The organism is Nocardia asteroides (genome assembly GCF_021183625.1).
Lineage (GTDB): Bacteria > Actinomycetota > Actinomycetes > Mycobacteriales > Mycobacteriaceae > Nocardia > Nocardia asteroides_A.
Map to the genome: position 1 here is coordinate 1,466,439 of NZ_CP089214.1, position 25,972 is coordinate 1,492,410.

At 72.8% G+C, this 25,972-nt stretch carries 26 protein-coding genes; 12 read left to right on the plus strand and 14 right to left on the minus strand.

Translation table 11 applies throughout. The annotated features are described in order from the left end of the window. Positions 1-75 precede the first annotated feature (75 nt). Entirely contained in the window at positions 76-1,998 is a 1,923-nt protein-coding gene (locus tag LTT61_RS07190; protein WP_233019150.1) for a nitrate- and nitrite sensing domain-containing protein, read from the plus strand. 6 nt (positions 1,999-2,004) lie between these two features. Here LTT61_RS07190 and ligA read toward each other — a convergent pair whose 3' ends face one another. Then, positions 2,005-3,948, minus strand: coding sequence for an NAD-dependent DNA ligase LigA (gene ligA, locus LTT61_RS07195; protein ID WP_233019151.1), 1,944 nt, complete (start codon positions 3,946-3,948; stop codon positions 2,005-2,007). Between the two features lie 114 nt (positions 3,949-4,062). Here ligA and LTT61_RS07200 point away from each other — a divergent pair, with 114 nt between their 5' ends. After that, entirely contained in the window at positions 4,063-5,190 is a 1,128-nt protein-coding gene (locus LTT61_RS07200) for an SGNH/GDSL hydrolase family protein (protein WP_233019152.1), read from the plus strand. Here LTT61_RS07200 and LTT61_RS07205 read toward each other — a convergent pair whose 3' ends face one another. From LTT61_RS07205 to LTT61_RS07220, 4 genes are all read right to left on the minus strand, one after another. Continuing rightward, positions 5,191-5,508 (minus strand): hypothetical protein, encoded by a 318-nt coding sequence (locus tag LTT61_RS07205; RefSeq protein WP_233019153.1) that lies wholly within the window; start codon positions 5,506-5,508, stop codon positions 5,191-5,193. Beyond that, positions 5,505-6,167, minus strand: coding sequence for a helix-turn-helix domain-containing protein (locus LTT61_RS07210; protein ID WP_233019154.1), 663 nt, complete (start codon positions 6,165-6,167; stop codon positions 5,505-5,507). The genes LTT61_RS07205 and LTT61_RS07210 overlap by 4 nt, the downstream gene beginning before the upstream one ends. Positions 6,168-6,181: 14 nt before the next feature. After that, a complete protein-coding gene (locus LTT61_RS07215) occupies positions 6,182-6,547 on the minus strand; it encodes a DUF4345 family protein (RefSeq protein WP_233019155.1) in 366 nt (121 codons plus the stop codon). A gap of 84 nt (positions 6,548-6,631) precedes the next feature. After that, the gene (locus tag LTT61_RS07220; RefSeq protein ID WP_233019156.1) at positions 6,632-6,919 is read right to left on the minus strand and encodes a hypothetical protein; all 288 of its coding nucleotides are present in this window, start codon (positions 6,917-6,919) and stop codon (positions 6,632-6,634) included. Between the two features lie 87 nt (positions 6,920-7,006). On the opposite strand from LTT61_RS07220, the gene LTT61_RS07225 reads away from it, so the two are divergent. Beyond that, entirely contained in the window at positions 7,007-7,630 is a 624-nt protein-coding gene (locus LTT61_RS07225; RefSeq protein WP_233019157.1) for a TMEM175 family protein, read from the plus strand. 24 nt (positions 7,631-7,654) lie between these two features. On the opposite strand, the gene LTT61_RS07230 is transcribed toward LTT61_RS07225, so the two are convergent. The 6 genes from LTT61_RS07230 to LTT61_RS07255 form a co-directional block, all read right to left on the minus strand. Continuing rightward, the gene (locus LTT61_RS07230; protein ID WP_332909232.1) at positions 7,655-8,113 is read right to left on the minus strand and encodes a thioredoxin family protein; all 459 of its coding nucleotides are present in this window, start codon (positions 8,111-8,113) and stop codon (positions 7,655-7,657) included. 39 nt (positions 8,114-8,152) lie between these two features. Next, a complete protein-coding gene (locus LTT61_RS07235) occupies positions 8,153-9,493 on the minus strand; it encodes a dipeptidase (RefSeq protein WP_420094746.1) in 1,341 nt (446 codons plus the stop codon). An 11-nt stretch (positions 9,494-9,504) separates the two neighbouring features. After that, the gene (locus tag LTT61_RS07240) at positions 9,505-10,611 is read right to left on the minus strand and encodes a cytochrome P450 (RefSeq protein ID WP_233020901.1); all 1,107 of its coding nucleotides are present in this window, start codon (positions 10,609-10,611) and stop codon (positions 9,505-9,507) included. Positions 10,612-11,027: 416 nt separating this feature from the next. Beyond that, positions 11,028-12,797: an acyl-CoA dehydrogenase gene (locus LTT61_RS07245; RefSeq protein WP_233019158.1), complete on the minus strand. Its 1,770-nt coding sequence runs from the start codon at positions 12,795-12,797 to the stop codon at positions 11,028-11,030. Between the two features lie 589 nt (positions 12,798-13,386). Further along, on the minus strand, positions 13,387-14,292 hold the full coding sequence (locus LTT61_RS07250; RefSeq protein ID WP_233019159.1) for an SGNH/GDSL hydrolase family protein: 906 nt from the start codon (positions 14,290-14,292) through the stop codon (positions 13,387-13,389). A 327-nt stretch (positions 14,293-14,619) separates the two neighbouring features. Further along, positions 14,620-15,147: a GNAT family N-acetyltransferase gene (locus LTT61_RS07255; RefSeq protein ID WP_233019160.1), complete on the minus strand. Its 528-nt coding sequence runs from the start codon at positions 15,145-15,147 to the stop codon at positions 14,620-14,622. Positions 15,148-15,437: 290 nt separating this feature from the next. Here LTT61_RS07255 and LTT61_RS07260 point away from each other — a divergent pair, with 290 nt between their 5' ends. The 3 genes from LTT61_RS07260 to LTT61_RS07270 all read left to right on the plus strand — a co-directional run bounded on the left by LTT61_RS07260 (position 15,438) and on the right by LTT61_RS07270 (position 17,286). Then, positions 15,438-16,235, plus strand: coding sequence for a pyrimidine reductase family protein (locus LTT61_RS07260; protein WP_233019161.1), 798 nt, complete (start codon positions 15,438-15,440; stop codon positions 16,233-16,235). Between the two features lie 10 nt (positions 16,236-16,245). After that, positions 16,246-16,809: a hypothetical protein gene (locus LTT61_RS07265; protein WP_233019162.1), complete on the plus strand. Its 564-nt coding sequence runs from the start codon at positions 16,246-16,248 to the stop codon at positions 16,807-16,809. A gap of 144 nt (positions 16,810-16,953) precedes the next feature. Then, positions 16,954-17,286: an STAS domain-containing protein gene (locus LTT61_RS07270; RefSeq protein ID WP_233019163.1), complete on the plus strand. Its 333-nt coding sequence runs from the start codon at positions 16,954-16,956 to the stop codon at positions 17,284-17,286. 51 nt (positions 17,287-17,337) lie between these two features. Here the strand turns inward: LTT61_RS07270 and LTT61_RS07275 are convergent, their stop codons facing one another. Beyond that, entirely contained in the window at positions 17,338-18,486 is a 1,149-nt protein-coding gene (locus tag LTT61_RS07275) for an LLM class F420-dependent oxidoreductase (RefSeq protein ID WP_269821897.1), read from the minus strand. Between LTT61_RS07275 and LTT61_RS07280 the strand changes: the two genes are divergently transcribed. From LTT61_RS07280 to LTT61_RS07295, 4 genes are all read left to right on the plus strand, one after another. Next, positions 18,478-19,155, plus strand: a complete 678-nt coding sequence (locus LTT61_RS07280) for a cyclodeaminase/cyclohydrolase family protein (RefSeq protein ID WP_233019165.1) — start codon at positions 18,478-18,480, stop codon at positions 19,153-19,155. The two genes, LTT61_RS07275 and LTT61_RS07280, sit on opposite strands and share 9 nt — an antisense overlap. A gap of 120 nt (positions 19,156-19,275) precedes the next feature. Continuing rightward, complete coding sequence (locus tag LTT61_RS07285) at positions 19,276-20,028, plus strand: L,D-transpeptidase (protein WP_233019166.1); 753 nt, start codon at positions 19,276-19,278, stop codon at positions 20,026-20,028. 70 nt (positions 20,029-20,098) lie between these two features. After that, on the plus strand, positions 20,099-21,061 hold the full coding sequence (locus LTT61_RS07290) for a TIGR03557 family F420-dependent LLM class oxidoreductase (protein ID WP_233019167.1): 963 nt from the start codon (positions 20,099-20,101) through the stop codon (positions 21,059-21,061). Positions 21,062-21,170: 109 nt separating this feature from the next. Next, complete coding sequence (locus LTT61_RS07295) at positions 21,171-22,358, plus strand: cation:proton antiporter (protein ID WP_233020902.1); 1,188 nt, start codon at positions 21,171-21,173, stop codon at positions 22,356-22,358. A 4-nt stretch (positions 22,359-22,362) separates the two neighbouring features. Here LTT61_RS07295 and LTT61_RS07300 read toward each other — a convergent pair whose 3' ends face one another. Then, positions 22,363-23,214 (minus strand): bifunctional 5,10-methylenetetrahydrofolate dehydrogenase/5,10-methenyltetrahydrofolate cyclohydrolase, encoded by an 852-nt coding sequence (locus LTT61_RS07300; protein WP_233019168.1) that lies wholly within the window; start codon positions 23,212-23,214, stop codon positions 22,363-22,365. Between the two features lie 164 nt (positions 23,215-23,378). On the opposite strand from LTT61_RS07300, the gene LTT61_RS07305 reads away from it, so the two are divergent. Beyond that, positions 23,379-24,248 (plus strand): YdcF family protein, encoded by an 870-nt coding sequence (locus LTT61_RS07305; protein WP_332909234.1) that lies wholly within the window; start codon positions 23,379-23,381, stop codon positions 24,246-24,248. 41 nt (positions 24,249-24,289) lie between these two features. After that, entirely contained in the window at positions 24,290-25,153 is an 864-nt protein-coding gene (locus LTT61_RS07310; protein WP_233019169.1) for a putative protein N(5)-glutamine methyltransferase, read from the plus strand. Here the strand turns inward: LTT61_RS07310 and LTT61_RS07315 are convergent. Next, positions 25,131-25,964 (minus strand): SDR family NAD(P)-dependent oxidoreductase, encoded by an 834-nt coding sequence (locus LTT61_RS07315; protein ID WP_233019170.1) that lies wholly within the window; start codon positions 25,962-25,964, stop codon positions 25,131-25,133. The genes LTT61_RS07310 and LTT61_RS07315 overlap by 23 nt on opposite strands. Positions 25,965-25,972 lie beyond the last annotated feature (8 nt).

Below are 25,972 nucleotides of genomic sequence, written 5' to 3' on the forward strand. Positions count from 1 at the left end.
CGCTGGCGAAAATCGTTGTGGCAGAACAGAAGAATCACCGTTCCATAACGCGGAATTCTGGTTAGGCTGCGGTCCGTGAAAATACCGAGACTCGGTGTCCGCGCCCGAGTCCTCGCCGTCGCGCTGGTTCCGAGCGTGGCGGTGCTGCTCGTCGGGAGCGGCACCGTGGCCTCCCTGGTGTCCGAGGCCGATTTCGCCGCCGAGTGGGCGACGCAGATGCAGCAGACGCTGCCGCAGACGGTGGAGGTGATCGGCGCGATCCAGGGCGAGCGGCTGGTCACCATGGCGCACCTCGCCGGCGACCGGGCCGCGACCACCCGGCTGGCCGCGGCGCGCGCCGCGATGGACACCGCCATCCGCAAGGCCTTCGAGGTGCAGGCGGCGATCGACACCATCGACCGGGACGCCATGATGCAGAACGACGCCTTCGACCAGCTCACCGGGGTGCTGGTGACGGTGCGGGCGGGCGCGGACGCGGGCGCGCTCCCGCTCGAGGACGCCTACCGCTTCTACAACGGCATCCTGGACACCATCCTCGACGGCACCGCCAACGCCCGCAACGCCACCCCGGACGCCGAGGTCGCGGTGCAGATCGCCGACGGCATCCGGCTGCTGCAGGCCGCCGAGAGCATGTCCCGCGGCAACGCCCTCGGCTACGCGCTGGACACCGCCGCCACCGCGAACACCGCGAACGCGGCCGAGCTCACCAGGCGGACCGGGTACTACCGCACCGAACTCGCCGCCTTCACCCACGATATCGACGAGCGCGACCGGACCAGGACCACCGAGCTCATGGCGACCCCGGCCTGGCAGGTGCTGGAGGCCACCGAGCGGGCCGTGCTCACCCGCGCCGCGCTGCGCGCCACCGAGGCGGGCAGCCTGCCCGCGCTGCCGGTGACCCCGCAGGAGTGGCAGGTCGCCGCCGCGGAGGTGAGCGAGCGCATCCTGAACCTCTGGGTCGAGCAGAGCCACGACACGCAGGCGCTCGCCACCGAGAACGCCGATGCCACCGAGCGCAATTCGCAGCTCGCCGCGGCGGCGATGCTCACCGTCTCGCTGCTCGCGCTCGGCGTCTCGCTGCTGCTCGCGAACCGGATCCTGCGCAGGTTGCGGCGGCTGCGCGCGGAGACCCTGGAGCTGGCCGACCACCGGCTGCCCGAGGTCATGCAGCAGCTCGGCGCCGACCGCACCGTCGACCCGGCGACGGTGGCCCCCCGGCTGGATTTCGGCACCGACGAGATCGGCCAGGTCGCCTCGGCCTTCGAGCGCGCCGCCGCCGCGGCCATGCGGGCGGCGGTGGCCGAGCGCCGCACCCGCGAGGGCGTGCGCACGGTCTTCCTGCACATGGCGCGGCGCAGCCAGGTGGTGGTGCACCGGCAGCTGGAGCTGCTCGACGAGGCCGAGCGCGCGCAGGAGGACCCGGAGCTGCTCGGCACCCTGTTCAAGCTGGACCACCTCGCCACCAGGGAGCGCCGCAACGCGGAGAACCTGATCGTGCTCGGCGGCGGGCAGGTCGGGCGGCGCTGGCGGCACGCGGTGGCGCTGATCGACCTGGTGCGCTCGGCGGTCGGCGAGACGCTGGACTACTCCCGGGTCCGGGTGACCCGGCTGCCCGAGCTGCACATCATCGGCGGCGCGGTCGCCGACCTGGTGCACCTGCTCGCCGAGCTGACCGACAACGCCGTGACCTTCTCCCCGCCGCAATCGCGGGTGGAGATCTCCGGCACCGCGGACAGCCGCGGCGTGCTGCTGGTGATCGAGGACCAGGGCACCGGCATGATGCCCGCCGACATCGTCCGGGTGAACGCCACCCTGGCGAACCCGCCGGACTTCGGCACCGCGGGCGATTCCCGGCTCGGGCTCTTCGTGGTGGCCCGGCTCGCCGCCAGGCACGACATCGAGATCGAGCTGGGCGAATCGGTCTACGGCGGCATCCGCGCCACCGTGCTGCTCCCGGCCCGGCTCGCCGTCTCGGAGCCGGTCCCGATGCGGGGCTGACCCGGGTCAGACCACCTTGGCCGCGATCAGCAGGTCCCAGATCGCACCCTGGTCGACCACCTCGACGCCGAGCTTCTCGGCCTTGGCCAGCTTGCTGTCGCCGACCCCGGCGCCGGTGATGAGCATGTCGGTGCTCGCCGAGACCGAGGAGGCGGCGGTCGCTCCGGCCTTCTCGCAGAGCCGCTGGAAGGTCGGGCGGGCCACCTTCTCCCCCGAGCGCGGGTCGGCGATGGCGCCGGTGACGACCACGGTCTTGCCCGCCAGCGGCGCGCCCGCGGCGACCACCGGCGGCAGATCCTCGGACCGCACATCCAGATTCACGCCCCGCTCGCGGAGCCGTTCGAGCTCGGGGCGCAGCCGGGTCAGGTGCTCGACCAGCGAGGCGGCCACCTTCGGGCCGATGTCCTCCACCGCGACCAGCCGCTCCTCGCCCGCGTCGGCGACCTCCTCCAGCGACCCGAACCCCGAGCGGGCCAGCCGGGCCGCGGTGCCGTCCGAGGCCATCGGAATGGCGAGCCCGATCAGCGCCCGGCGCAACCCGACCTGGCGGCTGCGGTCGATCGACTCGATCATCCGGGTCGCGGAGACCTCACCCACCCGGTCGAATTCGAGCAGCCGCTCCTTCGTGAGCGTGTAGAAGTCCGACGGGTTCTCCAGGATCCCCGCCTCGGCCAGCCGCTCGATCCACTTCTGCCCGATGGCATCGATATCGGCCGACGCGCGCGAGGCCCAGTGGATCAACCGGCGCACCGTCTGCGCCGGGCAGGCGGCATTGGTACAGAACAGCTCCCGGCTGTTGCCCTGCTCGACCACCGGCTGCGCACACGAGGGGCAGACGGTCGGAACCTCGATGTCAATCTCCTCGCCGGTCCGCTTGGATGCGTCCAGAACCCCGGCCACGAACGGGATCACGTCCCCGGCACGACGAACCAGCACGGTGTCGCCGACCTTGATGTCACGGGCCCGGATCACCTCCTGGTTGGCCAGCGTCGCCTTGGTCACCGTGGTCCCGCCGACGAACACCGGCTCCAGCCACGCCACCGGGACGATCTTGCCGGTCTTGCCGACATCCCAGATCACCTCGTTGAGCAGCGTCGTCTTCTCCTCGGCGGCGAACTTGAACGCCAGCGCGCCGCGCGGGGAGTTCGACCGGGTCCCGGCGGCGGCGTAGGCGGCGCGATCGGCCAGCCGCAGCACGGCCCCGTCCAGGTCGTAGTCGAGGTCGTTGCGGCGCTGCTCGATCGCGGTGATCGCCGCCTGCGCGGCATCGGCGTCGTCACACAGCCGCATGGCCGCGCCGGCCACGCCGATCGCGGCGAGCCCCTCCCCCAGGTCGGAGGCGGCCCCGCCCTCGGAGGTGTCGAGGTCGAACCCGAAGAACTGCAGCCTGCGCTCGGCCACCGTGGCCGGATCCTTGGCGCGCAGCGTGCCCGCGGCGGCATTGCGCGGATTGATCAGGGGTTTGTCCGGGTGCGCGGTGTTGTAGGCGAGGAACGTGGAGCGCAGCATGACCGCCTCCCCGCGCACCTCGACCAGCCCCGGCACCTCGATCCGCTCCGGCACCCCGTCCACCAGCGCCCGGACCAGCGGCGTCACATCGTCACCGGTCGTGCCGTCGCCGCGGGTGACCGCGCGCAGCAGCGCGCCGTCGGAGTAGACCAGCGCCAGCGAGAGCCCGTCCAGCTTGGGCATCACCGCCACCGGCTGGCCGGGGAAGCGGTCGAAGAAGGCCGCGACCTGCTCGGGCTTGGTCGCCTTCTCCAGCGAGAGCATCGGCCGCGAGTGCCGGACCGGGGCGTGCAGCACCGCGGGCGCGCCGACCTGCTCCAGCGGGTTCGGCTCCGGCGCCAGCTCCGGATGCTCGGCGATCAGCGCGCGCAGCTCGTCCTCGACGACGTCGTACTCGGCGTCGGCGACCAGCGGCGAGCCCCGATAGTAGGCATCGCGCATCGCGACGATGCGATCGGCGAGCTCTTGGATACGTTCCCCGGCTTCCACGCCCCCGAACCTACCCAGCGGCACCGACAAAAGATGCCCCGACCACGCCGGGCAGAATGCGACGGCGTGCGACCCACTCCGATCACCGCCGACCTCGTGCGCGGCGCCGCCGAACTGGAATCGACCCCGCGCGGGCTCCGGCCGCACCGGCTGCCCGGCTGGGCCCGCCGCCAGTTTCCCGACCCCTACCTGGGGCAGATGCAGGCGCAGACCGCCGGGGTGCGGCTGCTCCTCCGGACCGCGGCCACCGCGCTCACGCTCACCACGCACCCGTCCCGGCTCTCCTACCGGGGACTACCCCGCCCGCGCGGCCGGATCGACGTGGTCGTCGACGGCGCGGTGCTGCTGCGCGACGAGCTGACCGGCGGCGACCACACCGAGCTCGACCCCGCGACCGGAGCCGCGACCCCGCATCGGGGCCCGTCGCACACCACCGCGGTGACCGGGCTGCCCGGCCGGGCGGCGACGGTGGAGATCTGGCTCCCGCACAACGAGTCGGTCGAGCTGGTCGCCCTGCACGCCGACGCGCCGATCACCGCGGACCCCGAGCCGGGCAGGCGCTGGATCCACTACGGCAGCTCGATCAGCCAGGGCTCGAACGCCTCCGGGCCGACCGATGTCTGGACGGCGATCGCCGCGCGGGCGGCCGGGGTGCAGCTGCGCAACCTCGGCTTCGGCGGGAACGCGCTCGTCGACCCGTTCGTCGCCCGCACCGTCCGGGACGCACCCGCCGAGCTGATCAGCGTGAAACTCGGCATCAACGTGGTGAACGCGGACGCCATGCGGCTGCGCGCCTTCGTGCCCGCCGTGCACGGCTTCCTCGACACCGTCCGGGACGGGCACCCCGGCACCCCGCTGCTGCTGATCTCCCCGCTGTACTGCGGGATCCACGAGAACACGCCCGGACCCGGCGCCTTCGACCCGGCGAGCATCGCCACCGGGACGCCGCGCTTCATCGCCACCGGCGACCCGGACGACGTCCCGCGCGGCCGGCTCACCCTGACCGTGGTCCGCGCGGCGCTGGCCGAGATCGCCGCGCAGCGCGCCGACCCGAATCTGCACCACCTCGACGGCACCGCCCTCTACGGCCCCGCGGACGCCGAAACCCATCCGCTGCCGGACGGGCTGCACCCCGACACCGCCGCGCACCGGATCATCGGCACCCGCTTCGCGGAGTACCTCGGCCGGTTCTGATCAGGAGGGGTTGATCCAGGAGCCGATCGGGGTCGGCGGCAGCGCGCGCACGGCGCCCATGAGCGGGCCACACCAGAAGCTGGACGACATGCAGACGAAGGCTCCCGTCTTGTCGTAGTTCCAGGCGTCGCCGTGCCAGCCCCAGGTGAGGCCGTCCTGCGACGGACTCATCGGACACTCCTGCGGCGCCGCCCCGACGCACGGCCCCTCGACGTTCCAGGGACCGACCGGGTAGGCCGACGCCGCGGGCGCCAGCAACGCACCGGCACACGCGATACCCGCGCCGGCGACCAGGGTGGCGAGAATGGGACGTTTCATGCTGGGCTCCCTCTGAGCGGCGATGTGACCGGTTCCGCCCAGTGCGTCGGGGTAACGCTTCGCATCGTTACCGCCGGTCGCTCGCCGACGATCACGATTTGGGTGCCCGCCGCGAGCAGCGTGGAGGCGGTGAGCCCGAACAGCACACGGAAACTGTCGCTGAAATGGCTGGGTGAGGCGAAGCCCGCATCCGCCGCGGCCCGGGTCAGGTCGTTGCCCACCGCGAGGCCGCGCCCGGCCCGCAGCATTCGCGCCCAGAGCCGGTAGCGGCGGAAACTGGTGCCGGTCTGCGCGGCGAAGAGGTGCAGGAAGCGCGAGGTCGAGAGCCCGGCCGCGGCCGCGAATCCTGCCGCGCCCGGGCTCTCCGAGGGGTCGGCGAGCAATGCCAGCAACACTTCGGCGATCCTCGGGTCGCCGGGCGTGCCCGCGATCCGGTAGTCGAAGAACATCCGCCCCGCCCCCGCCTCGATCCGGTGCACCGTGCGGGGCGGGATGCGGGCCCCGCGCACCCGGCGCCGGACCCCGGCCACGGTCAGATGAAAGGGCGCGTCCACCCCGACGGCGTAGCAGGGGACGGCGGTGCTGTGCGCGTCCAACCGCAGCGCGGGGCCGAGGTAGGCCGCCCGCCCCGGCCACAGCCAGATCGTGGACGCCGTCATCCCGCCATCATCGCCTACGCGACCGCGCACAGGGCGGCACCGGACACCAGCTCGACCAGCAGGTAGAAGTACACCGGGTAGAACGACACCCCCGGGTCGAGCAGCCGGGAGAGCAGTCGCCCGCCCGCCATCCCGAGCAGCGCGATCCCGGCCGCGAGCACTGCCCCGGTGTGCGCTCCCCCGGCCCCGGTGGCGGCCCACGCCAGCACCCCGGCCAGCGCGATGCCGAAGCCGCCGTAGACGGCGCGCACCTCCGACGCGGCCGCCGGGGTGGTGGCACGCATGCCGAACGGCGCGACGATCCGGTCCGGCGCGGCGAGCGCGGCCAGCCCCATCAGCACGAAACCCGTTGCCGCCAGGGCCAGTACGGAGATTCTCATAACGCCGGTCCCGGCGGGTGATGTGTCGTCACCCGGCCATCGTCGCGGGCGAGCAGCGCCGCCGCTTCCGGAAACGTGCCGCGCTCAGCTGCTGCCGAACCAGCCGGGGCCGAAGTAGTCGCTCGGGGTCGGCCGGTTCGGCTCGTACCGCGGCTGCTCCTGCGGCCGGTCGCGCCGCTCGTGCGGATAGCACCTCTCCCCGGGCAGCGTTGGACCGTCCCAGACGTGGCAGTCGAAGGGCGCGCCGACCTCCACCCGCCGATCGGGGGCGGCAACCGCGGGCGCGGCGAGGGCGACGAGCGGGATCGCGGCGCAGACGCCTGCGAGCGCGAGGCGGGCGAGCAAGGGACGGTTCTCGGTTCGGCCGGGCACGGTGGATCCTTTCACTGCGGGGTGAAGCACCCTCCACCCTGCTCCCTGCGGCGCCCGAAAGCCAGGCCGCCGGGCTAGAGTCCGATCGTGGCGGAACCGGCAGGGCAGCGTCGTACCGAGCGCGGCCTCGAGCGGCTGATCTTCTTCAGCGACGCGGTGGTGGCCATCGCGATCACCCTGATCGTGCTACCGCTGGTGGACAGCGCCCGCGACGTGGGCGAGGGCAGCACCGCGGAGTTCCTCTCCGACAACAGCTACGCCCTGTGGGCGGCGGGCATCAGCTTCGTGGTGATCAGCTCCTTCTGGCGCGACCACCACAGCCTCTACGAACGGGCCACCGGCTACACCCCGATCCTGGTCCGGGTGAACCTGATGTGGCTGGCGGGGATCGTGTTCCTGCCGGTGGTCACCGTGCTCGACGTCTACTCCCACACCCGCGACCGGACCACCCTCGGCCTCTACGTCGGCACGATCGTCGTGGTCATGGCGCTGCTGCGCTGCCAGGAGCTGATCCTGCACCGCGCCGGGCTGCTCGCCGACGACGGCGGGCCGACCGCCCCGGCCGCGCAGTGGGCAGCGGTCGGCGCCGGGCTCGCAGCGCTGGCCCTGGTCCTGGCATTTCCGGTCGTCGGGCTGTGGTCGCTTCTCCTGCTCCTCCTCGCGATCCCGGTCCGCCGCTGGTCGCACCGGCACGACGATCGCTCGGCATGATCGGTGCCCGGACGATCCCGTGAGCTACCTGGCGCGCAGCCCGGGCCAGCCGTAGGGGGTCGGCCCGGCGGCGAGGCCGGCCAGCTTGGCGGCGACGGGCGCCGCGGGAACGACCGCCTGAAACGGTTCGGCGATGCCCATTTCCCGCCGGAAAGCATCCATGTCCAGCCACATCACCCGCTGCACCACGTCTTCGAGCTGGGCGGCGGTGTGGAAGCCAGGGTTCGCGTAGACCAGCAGCCCCTCCCGGTAGGCGTGCAGCGTCGGCAACCCGGTGACCTGCGCGGCGGCGGCCAGCCCGGATTCGGCCTCGGTGTCGACGGTGGCGTGCACGATGTCGCGGTGCAGGTTCGACGATTCCTCGAAGACCGGCGCGAACCGGGTGCACCAACCGCACCAGGACGCCCAGTAGTCGACCAGGACGATGCCTCCGCCGGACACCGCCCGCTCGAAACTCCGCTGTGTGAAAGCCTGCGTGGGCATACCGGAAATCCTGCCACGGATTCCGGGCGGGGAACGCGCTCAGGCGAAGCCGGTCAGGAAGAGCGCCTCGGCGAGCGCGGTGCGGCGCAGCTCCTCCGGGTCGACGCTCTCGTCCACGGCGTGGATCCGGCACAGCGGCTCCTCGACGCCGAGCAGCGCGATCTCGGCGCGCGGCACCACCTCGGCCAGCACCGTGCAGAGCGGGATCGAGCCGCCCTGCCCGGAGTGCACCACCTCGGCGCCGTAGGCGGTGCGCAGCGCGGCGGTGAGGGCGCGGTAGCCGGGGCCGTCGGTGGCGGCGGCGAAGGGCGCGCCGATCGCCTGCGCCTCGACCGCCACCTCGACCTGCCAGGGGATGTGCGCGCGCAGGTGGGCGGCGAGCGCGTCGTAAGTGCCGCGCGGGTCGAGCCCGGGCGGGACCCGCAGGTTCAGCAGCGCGGCCGCCTCCGGGATCACCGCGGCCACGGCGTCGGCGGTGCCGGGGGCGTCGATGCCGATCACGGTGACCGCCGGGCGCGCCCACACCATGTCGGCGGGGGTGCCGGTGCCGAGCAGCTCGGTGCCGGGCAGCGCGGTGGCGTCGGCGCGGAAGACCTCCCGCGGGTAGGGCGCACCGGTCCAGCGCTGGTCGGCGGGGACGCCGTCGATGGTGGTGTCGCCCGCGGCGTCGCGCAGCGAGGCCAGTCCGTGCAGCAGCGCGGCCATGGCGTCCGGCGCCGCGCCGCCGAACTGCCCGGAGTGCACCGCCGAGCCGAGCGCCCGCACGGTGACCTTCGCGTTCACCACGCCGCGCAGGCTGGTGGTGAGCGTCGGGGTGCCGACGGCGACGTTGCCGGTGTCGCCGATGACGATCATGTCGGCATCGAAGAGCTCGGGGCGCTGCCTGGCGAGGTCGTCCAGCCCGGCGCCGCCCGCCTCCTCCGACCCCTCGACCACGATCCGCACCGCGCAGCCGGTGGCCCCGGCGGCGCGCAGCGCGGTCAGGTGCGCGACCAGGTTGCCCTTGCAGTCCGCCGCGCCGCGGCCGTACCAGCGGCCTGCCCGCTCGGTGAGCTCGAACGGCGGCGAACTCCAGCGCTGGACCGGCCCGGCGGGCTGCACGTCGTGGTGGCTGTACAGCAGCACCGTGCGCGCGCCGGGGGTGGCGCCGGGGCGGTACCCGACCACCGCCCGGCTGCCGTCCGAGGTCTCGACCACCTCGACCTCGAAGCCGAGCTCGGCGCAGGCCGTCGCGCTCCACTCGGCCGCGGCCCGGCACGCCGCCGCGCTGCCCGGCTCGAGGTGCACCGAGCGGTGCGCCACGAGTTCGGCCAGATCGGCACGGGCCCGCGTCATCAGTGCGGCGACGCGGGCGCTCAGCTGGGTATCCACGGCCTCCACCGTAGGCGCTGCTACAGCACGGGCAGCGGATGCGAGGGCGGGAAGACCACCGGCAGCGCGGCCAGCGCGCGGTGGAACGGGCCGGGGCGCCAGACCAGCTCGCCCGGCGGCACGGCCAGCTCCACCTCGGGCAGCGTGTCGAGGAGCTGATCGATGACGTCCTGCGCGAGCAGCAGCCCGTACGGCCGCGCCTGCGCGGGGCAGGCGTGGTCGCCGCTGCTGAAGGCCAGGTTCCAGCCGTTGCCCTCGAACTCGCCGGTGTTCATCTCCGGGTCGGTGTTGCAGGCGGCCATGCTGATGATCACCGGCTCGTTGGCCTGCAGCCAGACGCCCTCGACCTGGATCGGCTGGCGCGGGTAGGTGATGCAGTAGTTCGCCATCGGCGGGTCGGTGGCGAGCCGCTCCTCGAGCGCGGCCCTGGTGGAGAGCGGAACCCGGCCGTCGGAGCTGGTGAAGCGCGGGTCGGTGAGCATGAGCAGCAGGGTGTTGGCGATCAGGTTCACCGGCGGCTCGACGCCGGCGGCGAAGAACAGCACCAGCTGGTGCACCATCTCCTCGTCGGTGAGCCCGGCGGGGTGCTGGAGCAGCCGCGTGGTGATGTCGTCGCCCGGGTGCGCGCGCTTGAGCGCGGTCAGGTCGAGCAGCGCGTTGCCCATGATGGTGTTCACCGTCTCGGTGTCGACGCCGTCGAACATGGCGGCGCTGGCGCTGGCCACCTGCTCGCCGATCTCCGGCGGGCAGCCGAGCATCTGGCACAGCACCGAGAAGACCAGCGGCAGCGCGTACTGGTTCAGCAGATCGGCGCTGCCCTCCTTGCAGAAGGTGTTGACGATCGGGACGGCGGAGGTCTCCACGATCGAGCGCAGCGAGTTCAGGTCGATCCCGGCCAGCGCGACGTTGATGGCATCGCGGTAGCGGGCGTGCTCGGCGCCGCTGGTGCGGATGGCGTTCGGCCGGTACTCGATCATCGGCATGATCGGGATGTCCTGCGGCGCGGTCTTCTGCCAGACGCTCGGGTCGGCCGGAAAATGGTGTGCGTCACCGAGAATGCGCACCGCGGTGCTATACTTGATCACCAGGGTGGCGGGCACGCCGGGCCACATCTCGACCGGCACCAGTGGTCCATAATTGTTTCTGCGCATCTGGCGATACGCCTCATGGGGGTCGGCCGCGAATTCCTGGGTGTAGATCGGGATCCGGGGGCCGATGGACTCGATCGACCGCTTCGGGCTGATGGTTGTAGCGGTGGCACCCTGGAGCGGGTGATGCGGATGCACGTAATCTCCTCGATCTCGGGTTGCGACAGGGTAGCATCGGCGGCGCCGATCGGCGCCGCGAAGCTGTCCCGCGGCATGACCCAGACTCTAAGTGCGCGTTGAACTTTGCGCAGCACACTGTAGACGGCGGCCGCACCGGGGAATGCCGCGGCGGTGCGCGGAATCCCCCGGCGGGCGTGACCGTATCCGTCCGGAGTCACGGGTGTCGCACCCGGGACCGTCCGCCCGGGCGCCCTACGGCACCCGGGCCGGGGGGATCACCCCCGGTTCGGGTCGGTGCAGCGCTCGTCCCAGGCGGCGGGCAGATCATCGGACAGCACCGGAGCACCGAGGATCGCGTCGTCGAAGCCGAAGGCGTCGAGCAGCGCGGGCAGGTGGCCGGCGAGTTCGTCGATGGCCCTTGCCAGCTCGCGCTTGGTCACCGCCGCCGCGGCGGGGTCGAGCAGCCCGCGGGTCAGGTACCAGGCGGCGTGCCGGTCCAGGTAATCGAGCGCGAAGACGTCCCGCACGGCCACGATCTCCGGGTGCGTGGCGTGGCCGTGCAGCAGCCCCAGTGCCTCCTCGGCGCAGTACGCCTCGGCCAGGTCGAGTGCCTGCGGGATCACCGCGAGCCGATCGGCCAGCGCCGGGGTCGACAGGTGCTCCTGCGCCTCCGCCACGATCGTCAGGGTGCGCGCGTTCAGTGCCCGCTCCCGGTCGGCGGCGTCCGCCGGGTCGTAGAGCACCGGCTCCGGCGGCGTCTTGCCCGCCAGCTGCCTGGCCAGCACCCGCCCCGCCACCGAGCCGAGCACGGCGCAGTCGCCCTCGCCGGTGATCGCGGCGTGGCAGACCCCGAGGTAGTCGGCGACCCGGTTGGCGCTGAACATGCCCTGCGCGCCCATCTTGATCCGCGCGTGCGTCACCGTCTCCAGCGCGTGCAGCTGGATGAACGGCTTGGCCAGCATGACCGAGACCACGGTGTCCCGGTGCGTCAGATCGCTGTCGGCGAGCGAGGTCTTGACCGCGTTGCCGTAGATGGTCCGGACCACGGTGCCCGCCAGGTCGGTGAGCAGCGTGTCCCGCACGTGCGGGATGTCGATCATCAGCGGGACGTCCTGCGGGGTCAGCGGGACCAGCCGCTTGCCCGCGTAGCTCAGCGCGATGTAGAGCGCGGAGCGGGCCGAGGCGTTCAGGCAGGACGAGAGCGCCAGCCTGCCGACGGTCAGCTGGCTGATCGCGGAGGGGAAGCCGCGCTTGCGGCTGGTCTCGTCGCGCCAGGTGAGCACGCCCGCGTCGTCGATCGTGGCGAGGTCGTTGCTCAGCCAGGCGCTGCGGTCGACCCGGAGGCCGTCGAAGCTGATCACCGAGTTGTCCATGATCACCAGCGGCTGGTGGTCGAGCTGGGTGATCGTGACGCCGGGCGCCGGGTCGCCGTTGGCGTCGCGCAGCCGCGCGGCGAACAGGTGCACGCCCTGGTCGACGCCTGCCGCGTCGATGAAGCGCGCGCCGACCACGCAGACCCGGGACACCGGGATCCCCACGCTCGGCATGAACTTCCGGTCCCGCGGCGTCGGGGTGTTGATGACGAAGCCGTCGCCGTCCCACGTGGCGGTGGTCTGCATGAACCCGATGTTCGAGCCGCAGCCGTACTCGGTCAGCAGCATCACGCCGATCGCCGAGGCATCGTCGAGATCCTGCAGGTACGGCGCCGCCGTCTCCGCGTCGGTCAGCGTCGCGAGGCTGCCCGAGGCCAGGTTGTAATGCCCCGAGATCAGCGGGATCAGATCGGTCGCCAGTACTGCCGCCCAATCGAATACCGCGAACAGCTCGGGCAGCTCGGTCGCCACCGCCTTGGTGCTGCCGATCTCCTTGACCAGGTAGCGCAGCTGGGCGTACGCGTTCTCGCGCCGCTGCTCCTGGCTCTGCTTGTCCGTGACCAGATAGTCCGGACTGCTCAGAATCTCCTGTAACCGCCGATGGAATTCCGGACTTCCGTGCCGGAGAAAATCGGACAGCGTTCCACGCTCATCAGACCCCTGCTCAACCATTGACTTGCTCCTACCCTTTTCCGACCCCCGGCCCCACCGCCGGAGTGACGTTCAGGCCATCGCCGCCGCCTCACGGCTCGACGAGGCCGACCGGTGCCGCAACAGCGCACCGGAGGAGCGAAAGATGGTTCTCCCGGACGATTTCGCGGGATCACACACCTTCCCCCCGGAACCGCCCGCGCGCATCGAGAAGAGTCGCGGGCGTGTAGCAGAGGATTCCCCGGGCCACGGCGGAAAAGCTGGGCGGCAATGCCCCCCGCTCCGCTCGGTTCGGGCCGGTGGCGCCGTTCTCGATTGACCGAACCGGTCTTCGAGCGCGCCTACCTGGGGAGTCGCCGGTGCTGCAACGTTCGATTTGAGCGACCGGGACACATGACCAATTGTGCCACAGCAACTCTCGCCCGTCAGCGCGAACCGATGGCTGTGCCGTAGCTACCGATTAGCCCCGGGCCCGGTCACGGCGCTGTACCCCGTATTGTTTCCGAATGGTAGCCACGCAGCCGATGCTGTGCCCCGCCCGCTCCCCCTGTTGCCGAGCGGTCGCCTCGGCCGACATCGAATCGTAAAAGATCTTCGGCGGAGCGCGAAATCAGCGCCCGTAGCGCTCGTGCAGCGCGGAGGCGAGCACCGCGTCGCCGTGCGCGGAGGGGTGGAACGGGAGCCCGACCGGGTCGGCCCGCGGATCGAGCACGCCGTTCAGCCACGGCTCGGCCGAGCACAGCCCGTGTTCGGCGGTGAGCGCCCGGGTGTCGAGGAAGTCGATACCGAGCTGCTCGGCGGCCGCCCGCTGCGCGGCGTCGATCCGGTCCAGGTACTCGATCAGCCCGCCGCCGCGCGGCTGGACGAAGGCCCCCGCGCCGAGGATGTTCAGGCACACCGCGTCCTGGCCGGGCGGGAAGAGCTCCGGGTACCCGACCAGCACGATCCGGGCGTTCGGCGCGTAGTAGCGCAGGTACCGCACGACGTCGGCGATCCGGGCCGCGTAGGCCGGGCCGGTGACCGCGCGGAAGTCGGTGATCCGGCCCGCGGCCGCGGCATCCCGGTCGCAGCCGTCGGCCAGGTTGAAGACGCACGGGATGAGCGAGGTCCAGAGTGTGGCCGGGTGCTCGGTGCCCCAGTCGTCGTTGAGCCCGAACTGGATCGCCACCATGCGGGTGCGCGGGCCGAAGCCGCCCGCCCGGTCGGCGTCGAGCGTCTCGCGCACCAGCGAGTAGCCGCGGTCCGATTCGATGGCCGCGCCGGAGCAGGAGCGGTCGACGAAGTCCGGAGTGTTCGCCGTGCCCGTCAGCCGGCTCAGCTGGTTGGGCCAGGAGGTCTCGCCGCGCAGGCACTCCTTCGCGTCGGCTTCCCAGCGGAAGCCGTTGGCGGCGAACGAGTCACCGAGCACCACCAGCGCGCTGCCGTCACCGCCCGCCGCGGCCACCGGCGCCGCCGGGACGAGCGCGGCGACAGCCAGCGCCAGCGCTCCCGCCCAGCGAGCCGCTCTCCCGATCACGCTCGGTACCCGGCTCGCGGCTCGATCGGTGTGCGCAGCGCCTGCCCGGCCGCGCTCCCGGCGGGCACCGTCGCCCCGCAGGCGACGACCGCGAAACCCATCCGCATCGGTTCTCCGTTCCTCCGCCGTGCGCACGAGCCACACGAACCGATGCCACCCTGTCGCACGGCGCGACGATCGCCGAGACCCCAATTTTCTGGGAGCGGAACGGGTTCGGGCGCGGTCGGCCGGGCGCGGTCATGGCAGGCAGCTCGGCCCCGGCCCGCGCGAACTCCGCGGCGTTCGGGTACGGGCCGGGCGACCGCGGGCCCCTCGGCGACGTTCGCGCTAACAACTCGGTCGAGGTGCTGCAAGACCCTCATCGAGGTGCAGGGCCATCAGCACGGCGTCCCAGAGCGCGCCGTCGCGGCGGCGGTAGTGGCGGCGCAGCCGCCCCTCCACCTCGAATCCGGCGCGCCGGTACAGCGCGATCGCGGGCTCGTTGTGCGGCCACACCTGCAGCGTCACCTTGTGCGCGCCTTGCTCGCGAGCCCAGGCGACGACCCGGTCGAGCAGCGCGGCGCCGATGCCGTACCCGCGGTGCCCGGCGGCGACCATCATCCCGAAGGTGGTGACGCCCGGCGTGCTCACGTACGTGAAGGCCGTGCCCGCGAGGACGCCGTCGGCGTCGGCGACGAACACGCCCTTGCCCTCCGCGATCGCCGCCCGGGTGGCCGCGGCCGCCGCGACCTCGTCCACCGGCGGTTCGGCGCCGATCCAGCGCCCCTCGGCCGCGACCGCGGCGCGCAGTGCCGCCATCGCCTCGGCGTCGGCCGGAGTGGCGGGGCGCACCGCCCCGTGCCGCGACGTACTCACCCGGCGATCCGTGCGGCCGAGCCGTCGAGCACGGTCGCGCGGTACATCGCGGTGGCCGCGATGTCGAGGCGTTCGCCGATGCTGCGCATGTTCAGCCCGTCCAGCCCCTCGTCGAGCAGCGCGATGGTCGCGCGGATGATCTGGTCGCGCCCGAGGGTATCCCGTCATCGCCGCCGTCGACCTCGCCGCAGCGGCAGCCTTCGAGCATCCGATCGGGCGGCACTGCTGTGGCGCAACCGCCTCGGCCGCGCCCGAAACCTCGCCTTCGCCGAGACCCGTAGGCTCGGGAGATGGCTGTGCGGCGCCTGGAATACCCGGCTCTCGACCCCGTCCTCGACGACCGCGCGCTGCGCGAGCTCTACACCTATCCCCCGGCGCTCACCCGGCCGTACGTCCGGGTGAACTTCGTGAGCAGCATCGACGGCGCGGTGACCGACGGCGGCACCGTCGCCACCCTGACCACCCCCGCCGACAAGGCGCTCTTCTTCGCGCTGCGCGCCGTCGCGGACGCGGTGCTGGTCGGCGCGGGCACCGTGCGCGCGGAGAACTACGGCCCGGCCGGTGGTGACGGGGAGGTGCGGCGGTGGCGTACCGAGCACGGGCTGGCACCGATCCCGCCGGTGGTCGTAGTCTCCGCCTCGGCCCGGATCGAGCCGGACTCCCGGCTGGTCACCGCCGCGTCGATCGCGCCGGTGCTCGTCACCGCCGCCGCTGCCGACCCCGAGCGAGTGACCGCACTGGAACAGGCCGGGGTCCGGGTCGTCCGATGCACCGGCCCGTCGGTGACCAGCGCCGAACTGCTCGCCGCGCTCGCCGATCTCGGGCTGCGCCGGGTGCTCTGCGAAGGCGGGCCGACCCTGCTCGGCCAGTTGCTCGACGACGACGCGGTGGACGAACTGTGCGTCACCACCTCGCCGCTCGCCGTCGGCGGAGCGGCGAGCCGGATCGCGCACTCGCCCACCGCCGCCGGGCGGCCCATGCGCCGCGGGCTCACGCTCGCGGACGACGACGGCACCCTGCTGGTGCAGTGGATCCGCGACCGCGGCCGATCGGCACCCCGGGCACGTCCCGCACAGTCCGCCCCGTGATGATGTGGCGGTGAATGTGGATGACATCGGCACCCGGACCCGCGAGTTGGCGACCCGATTGGGGATCCAGCCCCCGCAGGTCCAGGAGGGGCCGGTTCCGGCGTGGATAGCCGAAGGCGTCCGCGCCGTGCCGCAGCCCGACCGGACGCTGCTCGTGGTCGGGCCCGGGTTCGGCGAACTCGCCCCGGCCGAGCGGGACGCCGGGCTGGCCAGCGCGATGGTGGTCGCGGAGCTGTACCGGCGCGGCAAGTGGAAGCCGCTCGCCGCGGCCGCCGTGCTCACCGTGGCCGTCGGCGTACTGGCCTTTCTCCTCGTCAGCCCGAAGTGGCTGGTCATCCCGATCGTCGTGGTGCTGTTCCCGATCGGCTTCGTGCTCGCGCAGGCCCTCTGGTTGCGCGGCGTCGCCTACGGCCACGATCGCAGGCTCGCGGAGGTCTTCGGCCGCGACACCCCGGAGCTGCTGCTCGAGCTGAATGCCCGCAACGAGCACGAGATCCGCGGCGTGCTGCGCGCCTACCTCGCCGTGTCGAACCCCGCGCGGAGCCGCCGCCGCGCGCGCCTGCGATCCGTCTGAGCCCGGCCCGGCCGACGCTCGATCCGTCCCGGCGGCGCTGCGGGGAGCCGCGCGAACACACTGCGGTTGCGTTTTCGCCCGAGATTGTGTGTCGTGGGAACCATGACCAGCACATCGGGAGACGCTTACCCCCTCACGGACACGATGACCACCACGGTCTCCGCGCGCGAGGGCGCGACGGTGCTCTCGGTGGCGGGCGAGGTGGATCTGGCGACGGCGCCCGCGCTGGAGAACGCGATCGACGCGATCCTCGGGCAGAAGCCCGCGTCGCTGATCATCGATCTGACCGAGGTCAGCTTCCTGGCCTCGGCGGGGATGGCGACGCTGGTGGCCGCGCATCAGCGGGCCGGGGAGTCGACGGCGATCGCGGTGGTGGCGGACGGCCCGGCGACGAGCAGGCAGCTCAAGATGACCAGCCTGGATCAGGTGTTCTCGCTGTACGCCACGCTGGACGAGGCGGTGGCGGGACGCCGCTGAGCATCGGCACGTGGTTCGGCCCCGCCCGGGAAGGGCGGGGCCGAACCGCGTTCAGACGATGTCGCGGAGCTCTTCGATGAGCTGCACCCGCTCGGCGGAGCTGCCCGCCAGCGGGACCACGTTGAGCACGGTGACGCCTGCCTCGCGGAAGGCGGCGACGCGCTCCTTCACGAAGCCGGCCGGGCCGATCAGGGAGACGTCGCGGACCAGGTCGTCGGGGACGGCCTTGGCGGCCTCCTCCTTCTTCCCGGCGAGGTACAGCTCCTGGATGCGGTCGGCTTCGGCGCCGTAGCCGTAGCGGGTGGCGAGGGTGTGGTAGAAGTTCTTGCCGCGCGCGCCCATGCCGCCGATGTACAGCGCGAGGTGCGGTTTGACGAACTCGAGCAGCGGAGTCACGTTCTCGCCGATGGCGAGCGCGGGGCCGGCGTAGACCTCGAGGTCGCCGAGCGCGGGGTCGCGCTTGGCCTGCCCGGCGGCGAGTGCGTCGCCCCAGACGTCCTTCGCCTTCTCGGGCAGGAAGAAGATGGGCTGCCAGCCCTCGGCGAGCTCGGCGGCGAGCTCGACGTTCTTCGGGCCGAGCGCGGCGAGCAGCACCGGGATGCGTTCGCGCACCGGGTGGTTGATCAGCTTGAGCGGCTTGCCGAGGCCGGTGCCCTCGCCCGCGGGCAGCGGGATGCGGTAGTACTTGCCGTCGTACTCCAGCCGCTCGCGGCGCCACACCTTGCGGCAGATCTCGATGAGCTCGCGGGTGCGGCCGATCGGCGCGTCGTACGGCAGGCCGTGGAAACCCTCGATGACCTGCGGCCCGGAGGCGCCGAGGCCGAGCACGAAGCGGCCGTCGGAGACGAAGTCGAGGCCGGCCGCGGTCATCGCGGTGAGGCTGGGGGTGCGGGTGTAGATCTGCAGGATGCCGGAGGCGAGCTGCACCCGCTCGGTGCGGGCGGCCAGGAAGCCGAGCGCGCTCACCGCGTCGAAGGAGTACGCCTCGGGCACGAACACGATGTCGAGCCCCGCGCGCTCGAGGTCGGCCACCTCGGCGGCGACCTCCTTGAAACCGCCCGAATAGTTGATCCCCAATCCGATCCGCATGGGGTCAACATATCCCCGGCTACGGCCGGGCCGAGCACCGGTGCGGCCTGCGCGGCCGGATAGCGTGTAGCGGCCAGCTCCCGCCCCCGAAAGGTGCCGCCCGTGTCGCAGTCAACCGCGCCAAGCCCGCAGCCCGGAACCGAAGCCGGATTCGGCGCCGTCACCGTCGCCGCGTACCTGGAGCAGCTCGGCGCCAAGGTGCCCGCGCCCGGCGGTGGCGCGGTCGCGGCGCTGCACGCGGCACAGGGCGCGGCGCTGGTCGCCATGGTCGCGCGCTACACCACCAGGGCGAAGGACGCCGAGCACCGGCCGGAGATCGACCGGATCATCGCCGCCGCGGACGCCGCCCGGGAGCGCGCGCTCGCCCTCGCCGACGCCGACGCGGCCGCCTTCACCGCGGTGGGCGCCGCCTACAAGCTGCCGAAGGAGTCCGCGGCGGAGCAGGCGGCCAAGCAGGCGGCGATCACCGCGTCGCTGCTCGGCGCGGCCCGGGTGCCCGCCGACGTGGTCGATGCCGCCGACGAGGTGCTCACGCTCGCGGCCGACCTGCTGCCCATCGGCAACCCGAACGTGGTCACCGATATCGGGGCCGCCGCGGACGCCGCGCGGGCCGCCGCGACGAGCTCGCGGCTGAACATCGAGATCAACCTGGTGTCGCTGCGCGGCGCGGCCGCAGATAACGATCTGGCCGACTTCGCCGCCGCGCTGGCCCGCGTCGAGGAGATCACCGCGCGGGCGGATGCCCTGCACACGGACGTCGTGCGCGCTCTGCGCGGCTGAAACCGACCGTGTCTCAACCGGGTTACCCCGGATCGAGGGCGCACGCTCGGCTGGACCGCGAAGATCATGACGGCCTAGGCTGAACACCTACTTACCACACCCGGTTCGAAGGTGGTTGTCATGAGGAGCGCGTGTCGGCCTCTATTCCTGCTCGCCGCGGTGGTCGCGCTGGCGGTGACCGGCGCGGGCTCCGCGTTCGGCAGCATCGCGCCCGCCCCGGCGACGCCCGCGATCGTCGCGATCAGCCCGTCCGACGGCACGGCGGTCGGGATCTATCCCCCGGTCACCGTGCGCTACGCGGCGCCGGTCACCGATCGCGCGGCGGCCGAGCGGGCCCTGACCGTGCTCGCCCCCGAGGCGGTGCCCGGCCACGTGACCTGGCGCGGCGCCACCGAGATGACCTGGCTGCCGGAGTCCTACCTGCCCGCCCGGACCAGGGTGCAGGTCTTCGCGGCCGGTTGGCGCACCGAGTTCGAGACCAACGCCGGCTTCAGCGCCGAGGGTGACATCTCCGCGCACACCTTCACGGTGAGCATCGGCGGCGTCCCGGTGCGCACCATGCCCGCCTCGTACGGCAAGCCCGGCTGGGAGACCCCGGCGGGCACCTTCCCGATCCTGGAGAAGTTCCGCCGGGTGACCTTCGATTCGCGCACCATCGGCATTCCGCTCAGCTCGGCGGAGGGCTACCTCATCCAGGGCGAGTACGCGGAGCGGCTCACCTGGGGCGGGGTCTTCGTGCACTCGGCGCCGTGGTCGGTGGAGTCGCAGGGGTCGGCGAACGTCAGCCACGGCTGCGTGAACCTGGCCCCGGACGACGCCGCCTGGTTCTACGAGAACGCCGGGATCGGCGACCCGGTGCAGCTGCACTGGTAGTTTTCGCCGCCGCCGCCCGGGTACGCGCCGCCCGACGGCCGGGGCGGGCCCGGCCGCGGGCGGAGGTGTCATGCGGATCGGGTACAAGCTGGTCGCGGAGGCGTACGGGCCGAAGGAGCTGATCAGGCAGGCGGTCGCGGCCGAGCGGGCCGGGTTCGACTTCGTCGAGATCAGCGATCACTTCCATCCGTGGCTGGACAACCAGGGGCACTCCCCGTTCGCCTGGACGGTGCTCGGCGCCATCGCCGCGCGCACCGAGCGGGCCGGGCTGGTCACCGGGGTCACCTGCCCGATCATCCGCTACCACCCGGCGATCGTGGCCCAGGCCGCGGCGACGCTGGCGCTGGTCAGCGACGGCCGCTTCAGCTTCGGCGTCGGCTCCGGCGAGCGGCTGAACGAGCACGTGGTCGGACGTGAGTTCCCGCCGGTGCAGACCAGGCACGCCATGTTCCGCGAGGCGCTGGAGATCATCCGGCTGCTCTGGCAGGGCGGGTACCGCAGCTACGACGGCAGGTACCTGCAGCTCTCCGACGCCAGGATCTTCGACCTGCCGGACGAGCTGCCGCCGCTGGTGGTCGCCGCAGGCGGCCCCGAGGCGGCGCGGCTGGCCGCCGAGCTCGGCGACGGCCTCTTCGCCACCGACCCGGACGCCGAGCTGGTGCGCGCCTTCGCCGAGGCAGGCGGCTCCGGCCCGCACTACGCCGAGGTGCCGCTGGCCTGGGCCCCCGACGAGGACACCGCCGCCCGGGCCGCGCTGGAGACCGCGCGCTGGGCGGTGACCGGCTGGAAGGTCATGAGCGAGCTGCCCAACCCGGTGAACTTCGCCGCCGCCACCGAGACCGTCCGGGTGGAGGACATCAAGCAGAACTTCACCTGCGGCAGCGACCCGGCGCGCGTCGTCGAGGCGGCCCGGCCCTTCGCCGAGGCCGGCTTCGACCACCTGGTGCTGCTGAACGCGGGCCCGGACCCGGACGGTTTCCTCGATTTCTACGCGAGCGAGCTGGACCGCCCGCTGCGCGCGCTCGGGGGGTGAAAGCGGCCGCCCGCTACCGTTTTCGGGGCCGGGCGATCTTGGTCGAGCACACTCGAGTAAAGTGCAGGTAATGAGGTGCGACACGGGGTGGGACGGCTGACCGGTGGTTATCGAGGAGACCGCGCTGGCCTTGATCCAGCTCGGAGCGGTGTTCTTCGGTCTCGGTGTGCTCGGCCGGGTGGCGGCGCGGGTCGGGATGTCCCCGATTCCGCTGTACCTGATCGGCGGACTGGTGTTCGGCTCCGGCGGGCTGGTGCAGCTGCACGAGGTCGACGAATTCATCCATCTCGCCAGTGAGATCGGCGTCGTCCTGCTCCTGCTGCTGCTCGGGCTGGAGTACACCGCCGCCGAGCTGGTCACCGGGATGCGGAAATCCTGGCCGGCGGGGCTGCTCGACCTGGCGCTGAACGCGACGCCGGGCGTGATCGTCGCCTTCCTGCTCGGGCTCGGGCCGGTCGGGGCGATCGCCATGGCCGGCGTCACCTACATCTCCTCCTCCGGGATCGTGGCCAAGGTGCTCGGTGATCTCGGCAGGCTCGGCAACCGGGAGACGCCGACCATCCTCTCGATCCTGGTGTTCGAGGATCTGGCGATGGCGGCGTACCTGCCGGTGCTCACCGCGGTGCTGGCCGGGGTGGGGCTGATCGCCGGGCTGTGGACGCTCGGCATCGCGCTCGCGGCGGTGACGGTGGTGCTGGTGGTGGCGCTGCGCTACGGCCGCTACGTCTCCGCGCTGGTGGCCAGCGACGATCGAGAGATCTTCCTGCTCAAGGTGCTGGGGGCGGCGCTGCTGGTGGCCGGGCTGGCCTCGGCGGTGCAGGTGTCGGCGGCGGTCGGGGCGTTCCTGCTCGGGATCGCCATCTCGGACTCCACCGCGCACACCGCGACCAAGATCCTGGAGCCGCTGCGCGATCTCTTCGCCGCGATGTTCTTCGTGCTCTTCGGGTTGAACACCGACCCGCGCAGCATCCCGCCGGTGCTGGCCTGGGCGCTGCTGCTCGCGGTGGTGACCACGGCGACCAAGATCGCCACCGGGTGGTGGGCGGCCGGGCGTGCCGGTGCCGGGGAGATGGGGCGGGCGCGCGCCGGGGTGGCGCTGGTGGCGCGCGGCGAGTTCTCCATCGTGATCGCCGGGCTGGCGGTGGCGGCGGGGGCGCTGCCCGACTCGTTCACCGCGCTCGCCACCACCTACGTGCTGCTCATGGCGATCATCGGGCCGGTGGCGGCGCGGATCGTCGAGCCGGTCATGCGGATGCTGCGCGGGCGGCCGCGCGCGCCCGAGCGCGTCCGGGAGTAGCGGCTCAGCCGCGGGCCCGCTCGGCCGCTCGGACCACGTGGCGCATGAGGAGCGCGGTGGTGACCGGGCCGACGCCGCCGGGGACCGGGCTCAACGCGGCGGCGCGGCCGCGCACGCTGTCGGCGTCGACGTCGCCGACGATGCTGCCGTCCGGCCCCTCGTTGGTGCCGACGTCGATGACGACGGCGCCCTCCCGGACGTGCTCGGCGCGGATGAGCCCGGCCCGGCCCGCGGCGGCGACCACGATGTCGGCGGCCGAGGTGACGGCGGCGAGGTCGGCGGTGCGCGAGTGCGCGACGGTGACGGTGGCGTTCTCCGCGAGCAGCAGCTGGGCCAGCGGCTTGCCGACCACGTTGGAGCGGCCGACCACCGCGACGTGCCGACCGGTCAGCTCGATGCCGTGCCGCTTCAGCAGCACAACGACCGCCTCGGCGGTGGCGGGGGCGAAGACGGGGGTGTTGGCGGCGAGCAGGCCGAGCGAGAGCGGGGAGACGCCGTCGACGTCCTTGTCCGCGCCGATGGCGGAGGCGACGTCCTCGAGCTTCACGCCGGCGGGCAGCGGGGTCTGCAGCATGATGGCGTCGACGGCGGGGTCGGCGGTGCGGGCGGCGAGTTCGGCGCGCAGCGTGGCGATGTCGGCGTCGGTGCCGAGGTCGACGGTGTCGCACTCGATGCCGCGGTTGGTGGCGGACTTGCGCAGCGAGTTCACGTACCAGGCGCTGGCCGGATCGGCGTTCGCGACCACCAGCGCCAGGCGCGGGGCCCGGCCGCCGGCGGCGAGCGCGGCGGCCAGCTCGGTGGTCTCGGCGTTCAGGGCGGCGGCGGCTTCCTTGCCGGTCAGCGATGCGGTCTCCACGGGGTCAACCCTATCGGGGCGGTTTCGGAGCACCGCTCCGGTGTCACTCTTGCGGCCCGAATCGCCGCAGTACGGCTCGATCACACCGGCAACATCAGCCCCAGCCGTATCGTGGTCGCTGCTCCTACAGCACAGCCGGCTGCCCTTCGCGAAAGGTCTGACCTGTGGCGACTCCCCGAATCCGAAGACTTCTGCTCGCGGCGCTGACCGCGCTCGCGCTGACCGGGGCGGTCGCCGCGCCCGCGGCGGCCGATCCCGACCCGGACGCCCTCTACAACTCCGCGCAGCGGCACTTCGCCGCCGGTGACGACGCCGCGGGCCGCGCCGACCTGCGCGCGCTCGTCGGCGCCGCGCCGGACGACACCGAGGCGATCGCGCTGCAGGCGGTCTGGTCGCACTACGCGGGCGACCGGATCGGGGTGGACGACGCCTTCCGCAGGCTCGCCGCGCTCGACCCGGCCCGCGCGAACGGCACCCGCCGGGTGCTGGACGCGATCGGTGCAGCCGTCGGCACGCTGCCCAACCCGCTGCCCGCCCTGATCGGGCCGCAGACCGGCATCGTCGTGCTCGGTTACGGCCTGCTGCCGGACGGCGCGCTGCGCCCGGAGCTGGTGCACCGGCTGAACGCCGCGTGGGTGCAGGCGATCGCCGCGCCCTTCTCCCGGGTTGTCGTCACCGGCGGCAACCCGCAGAACGGCGTCGCCGAGGCCGACGCCATGGCGGGCTGGCTGATCGGGCGCGGGATCCCGGCGGGCCGGATCATCGTGGAGAACCGGGCCGGCTCGACCGTGCAGAACGCGCTGTTCAGCACCGACCTGCTGCGCAATGCCGGGCTGACCAGCGCCGTCGTGGTGACCTCGCCGAACCACATCCGCCGGGCGGTCGCCGATTTCATCGTCGCCGGGACCGCGGTCATCGGGGCGATGGTGTCGCTGGAGCAGCTGGTGTCGAACCTACCGCCGCCGAGCCGAGCCGGGCAGCGCGGAATCTACCTGGACGCCACCCGCACCTTCCGGCTCGCCGCCAGCCGCTGAAAAGGGTGGACGGGGCGCGCGGCGGCGCGCAGGATGGCGCGGTGCCCGTGCTCCCCCGCCCCGCCCCGGATCGTGCCGACGTCGCCGGGATCGTGGCGCGGTTACGGGCGGCGGGGTGCGTCTTCGCCGAGGACGAGGCGCGGCTGCTGCTCGAGGCGAGCGGCGAGCTGGAGGCGCTGGTGGTGCGGCGGGTCGGCGGGGAGCCGCTGGAGCAGATTCTCGGCTGGGCCGAGTTCCGCGGGTTACGGGTCGGAGTGGCGCCCGGGGTGTTCGTGCCGCGGGCGCGGACGGCCGAGCTCGTGGACGCGGCGCTTCCGCTGCTCCGAGCGGCGGGTGCGCGGCCGGTGCCCGCGGTGCCTGGCGAGGCAGCCGGTCTGCCGGTGGACCGGGCCGCGCCGGTGCTGGTCGACCTGTGCTGCGGTACCGGGGCGCTCGGGCTCGCCTGCGCGCGGGAGGTCGCGGTGCGGTTGGTGGCGGCGGACATCGAGCCCGCCGCCGTCGCCTGCGCGCGGCGCAATCTCGGATCCGCCGGCGAGGTGTACGAGGGCGATCTCTTCGACGCCCTGCCGGACTCGCTGCGCGGCACGATCGCCGTCCTGCTGGCGAACGTGCCGTACGTGCCGAGCGAGGCCGTCGCCACCCTCCCGCCCGAGGCCCGCGAGCACGAGCCGCGCCGCGCGCTGGACGGCGGCGCGGACGGGCTCGACGTACTCCGCCGGGTGGCGGCGGGCGCGCCCGAGTGGCTCGCCCCCGGCGGTCACGTCCTCATGGAAACCAGCGCCGCACAGGCCGATTCGGCACTGGAGGCGCTGGCGGCGAACAACCTGGCCGGCCGGCTCGCCGAATCCGGCGAGCACGGCACGACCGTACTGATCGGGGCGCTCAGCTCTCCTTGCGACCGGTGAAGTGGTCCATCGAGCGGTACACGCCGACGGTGTTCAGGAAGAGGTCGCGGGCCCGGATCGGGAGCAACCCGGAGAGCGCCTTGTTGAACCGCGAGGTCCAGGGCAGCACGAGCACCGGTGTCCCGGCCTTCATCTGCGTCCACGAGGTCGCCACCACCACGTCCTGCTTGAGGATCGGGGTGAACCAGAAGCCCTTGGCGCCGTCGAACATGCCGGTGTCGATGTAGGTCGGGCAGACCGTGGTGATCTTCACGTGCTCGTGCCCGGCCTGCTCCAGCTCGATGCGCACCGAGTCGGACCAGCCGATCGCGGCCCACTTGGAGGCGGCGTAGACGCTCATCCGCGGGTTGGCGACCAGCCCGGCCGACGAGGCGATGTTCAGTACCCGGGACGGCGACTTCGACGCCACCATGGCGGGCAGGAACTCCAGCGTGATCCACATCGGCGCCAGCGAGTTGATCGCCATCGTCTTCTCGATGTCGGCGCGGTTCGTGGTCTCCCAGAAGTACTGGTTGCCGCGCACGATGCCGGCATTGTTGACCAGGATGTCGATATCGCCGACCTCGGCGCGCACCGCGGCCGCGGCCTCGGTGATCGCCTCCTGCGACGACACGTCGACCACGTTGTAGTGCACGGTGCCGCCCAGCTCGGTCAGCTCGGCCGCGGTCTCCTTGAGCGCGGCCTCGTTGATGTCCCAGAGCACCACCGCGGCGGCGCGCTCGCGCACCGCCGTGGTGGCGAAGAGCTTGCCGAGCCCCATGGCGGCGCCGGTGACCAGCACCGTGCGCCCGGCGACCGATTCCAGCTTCATCGCTGCGT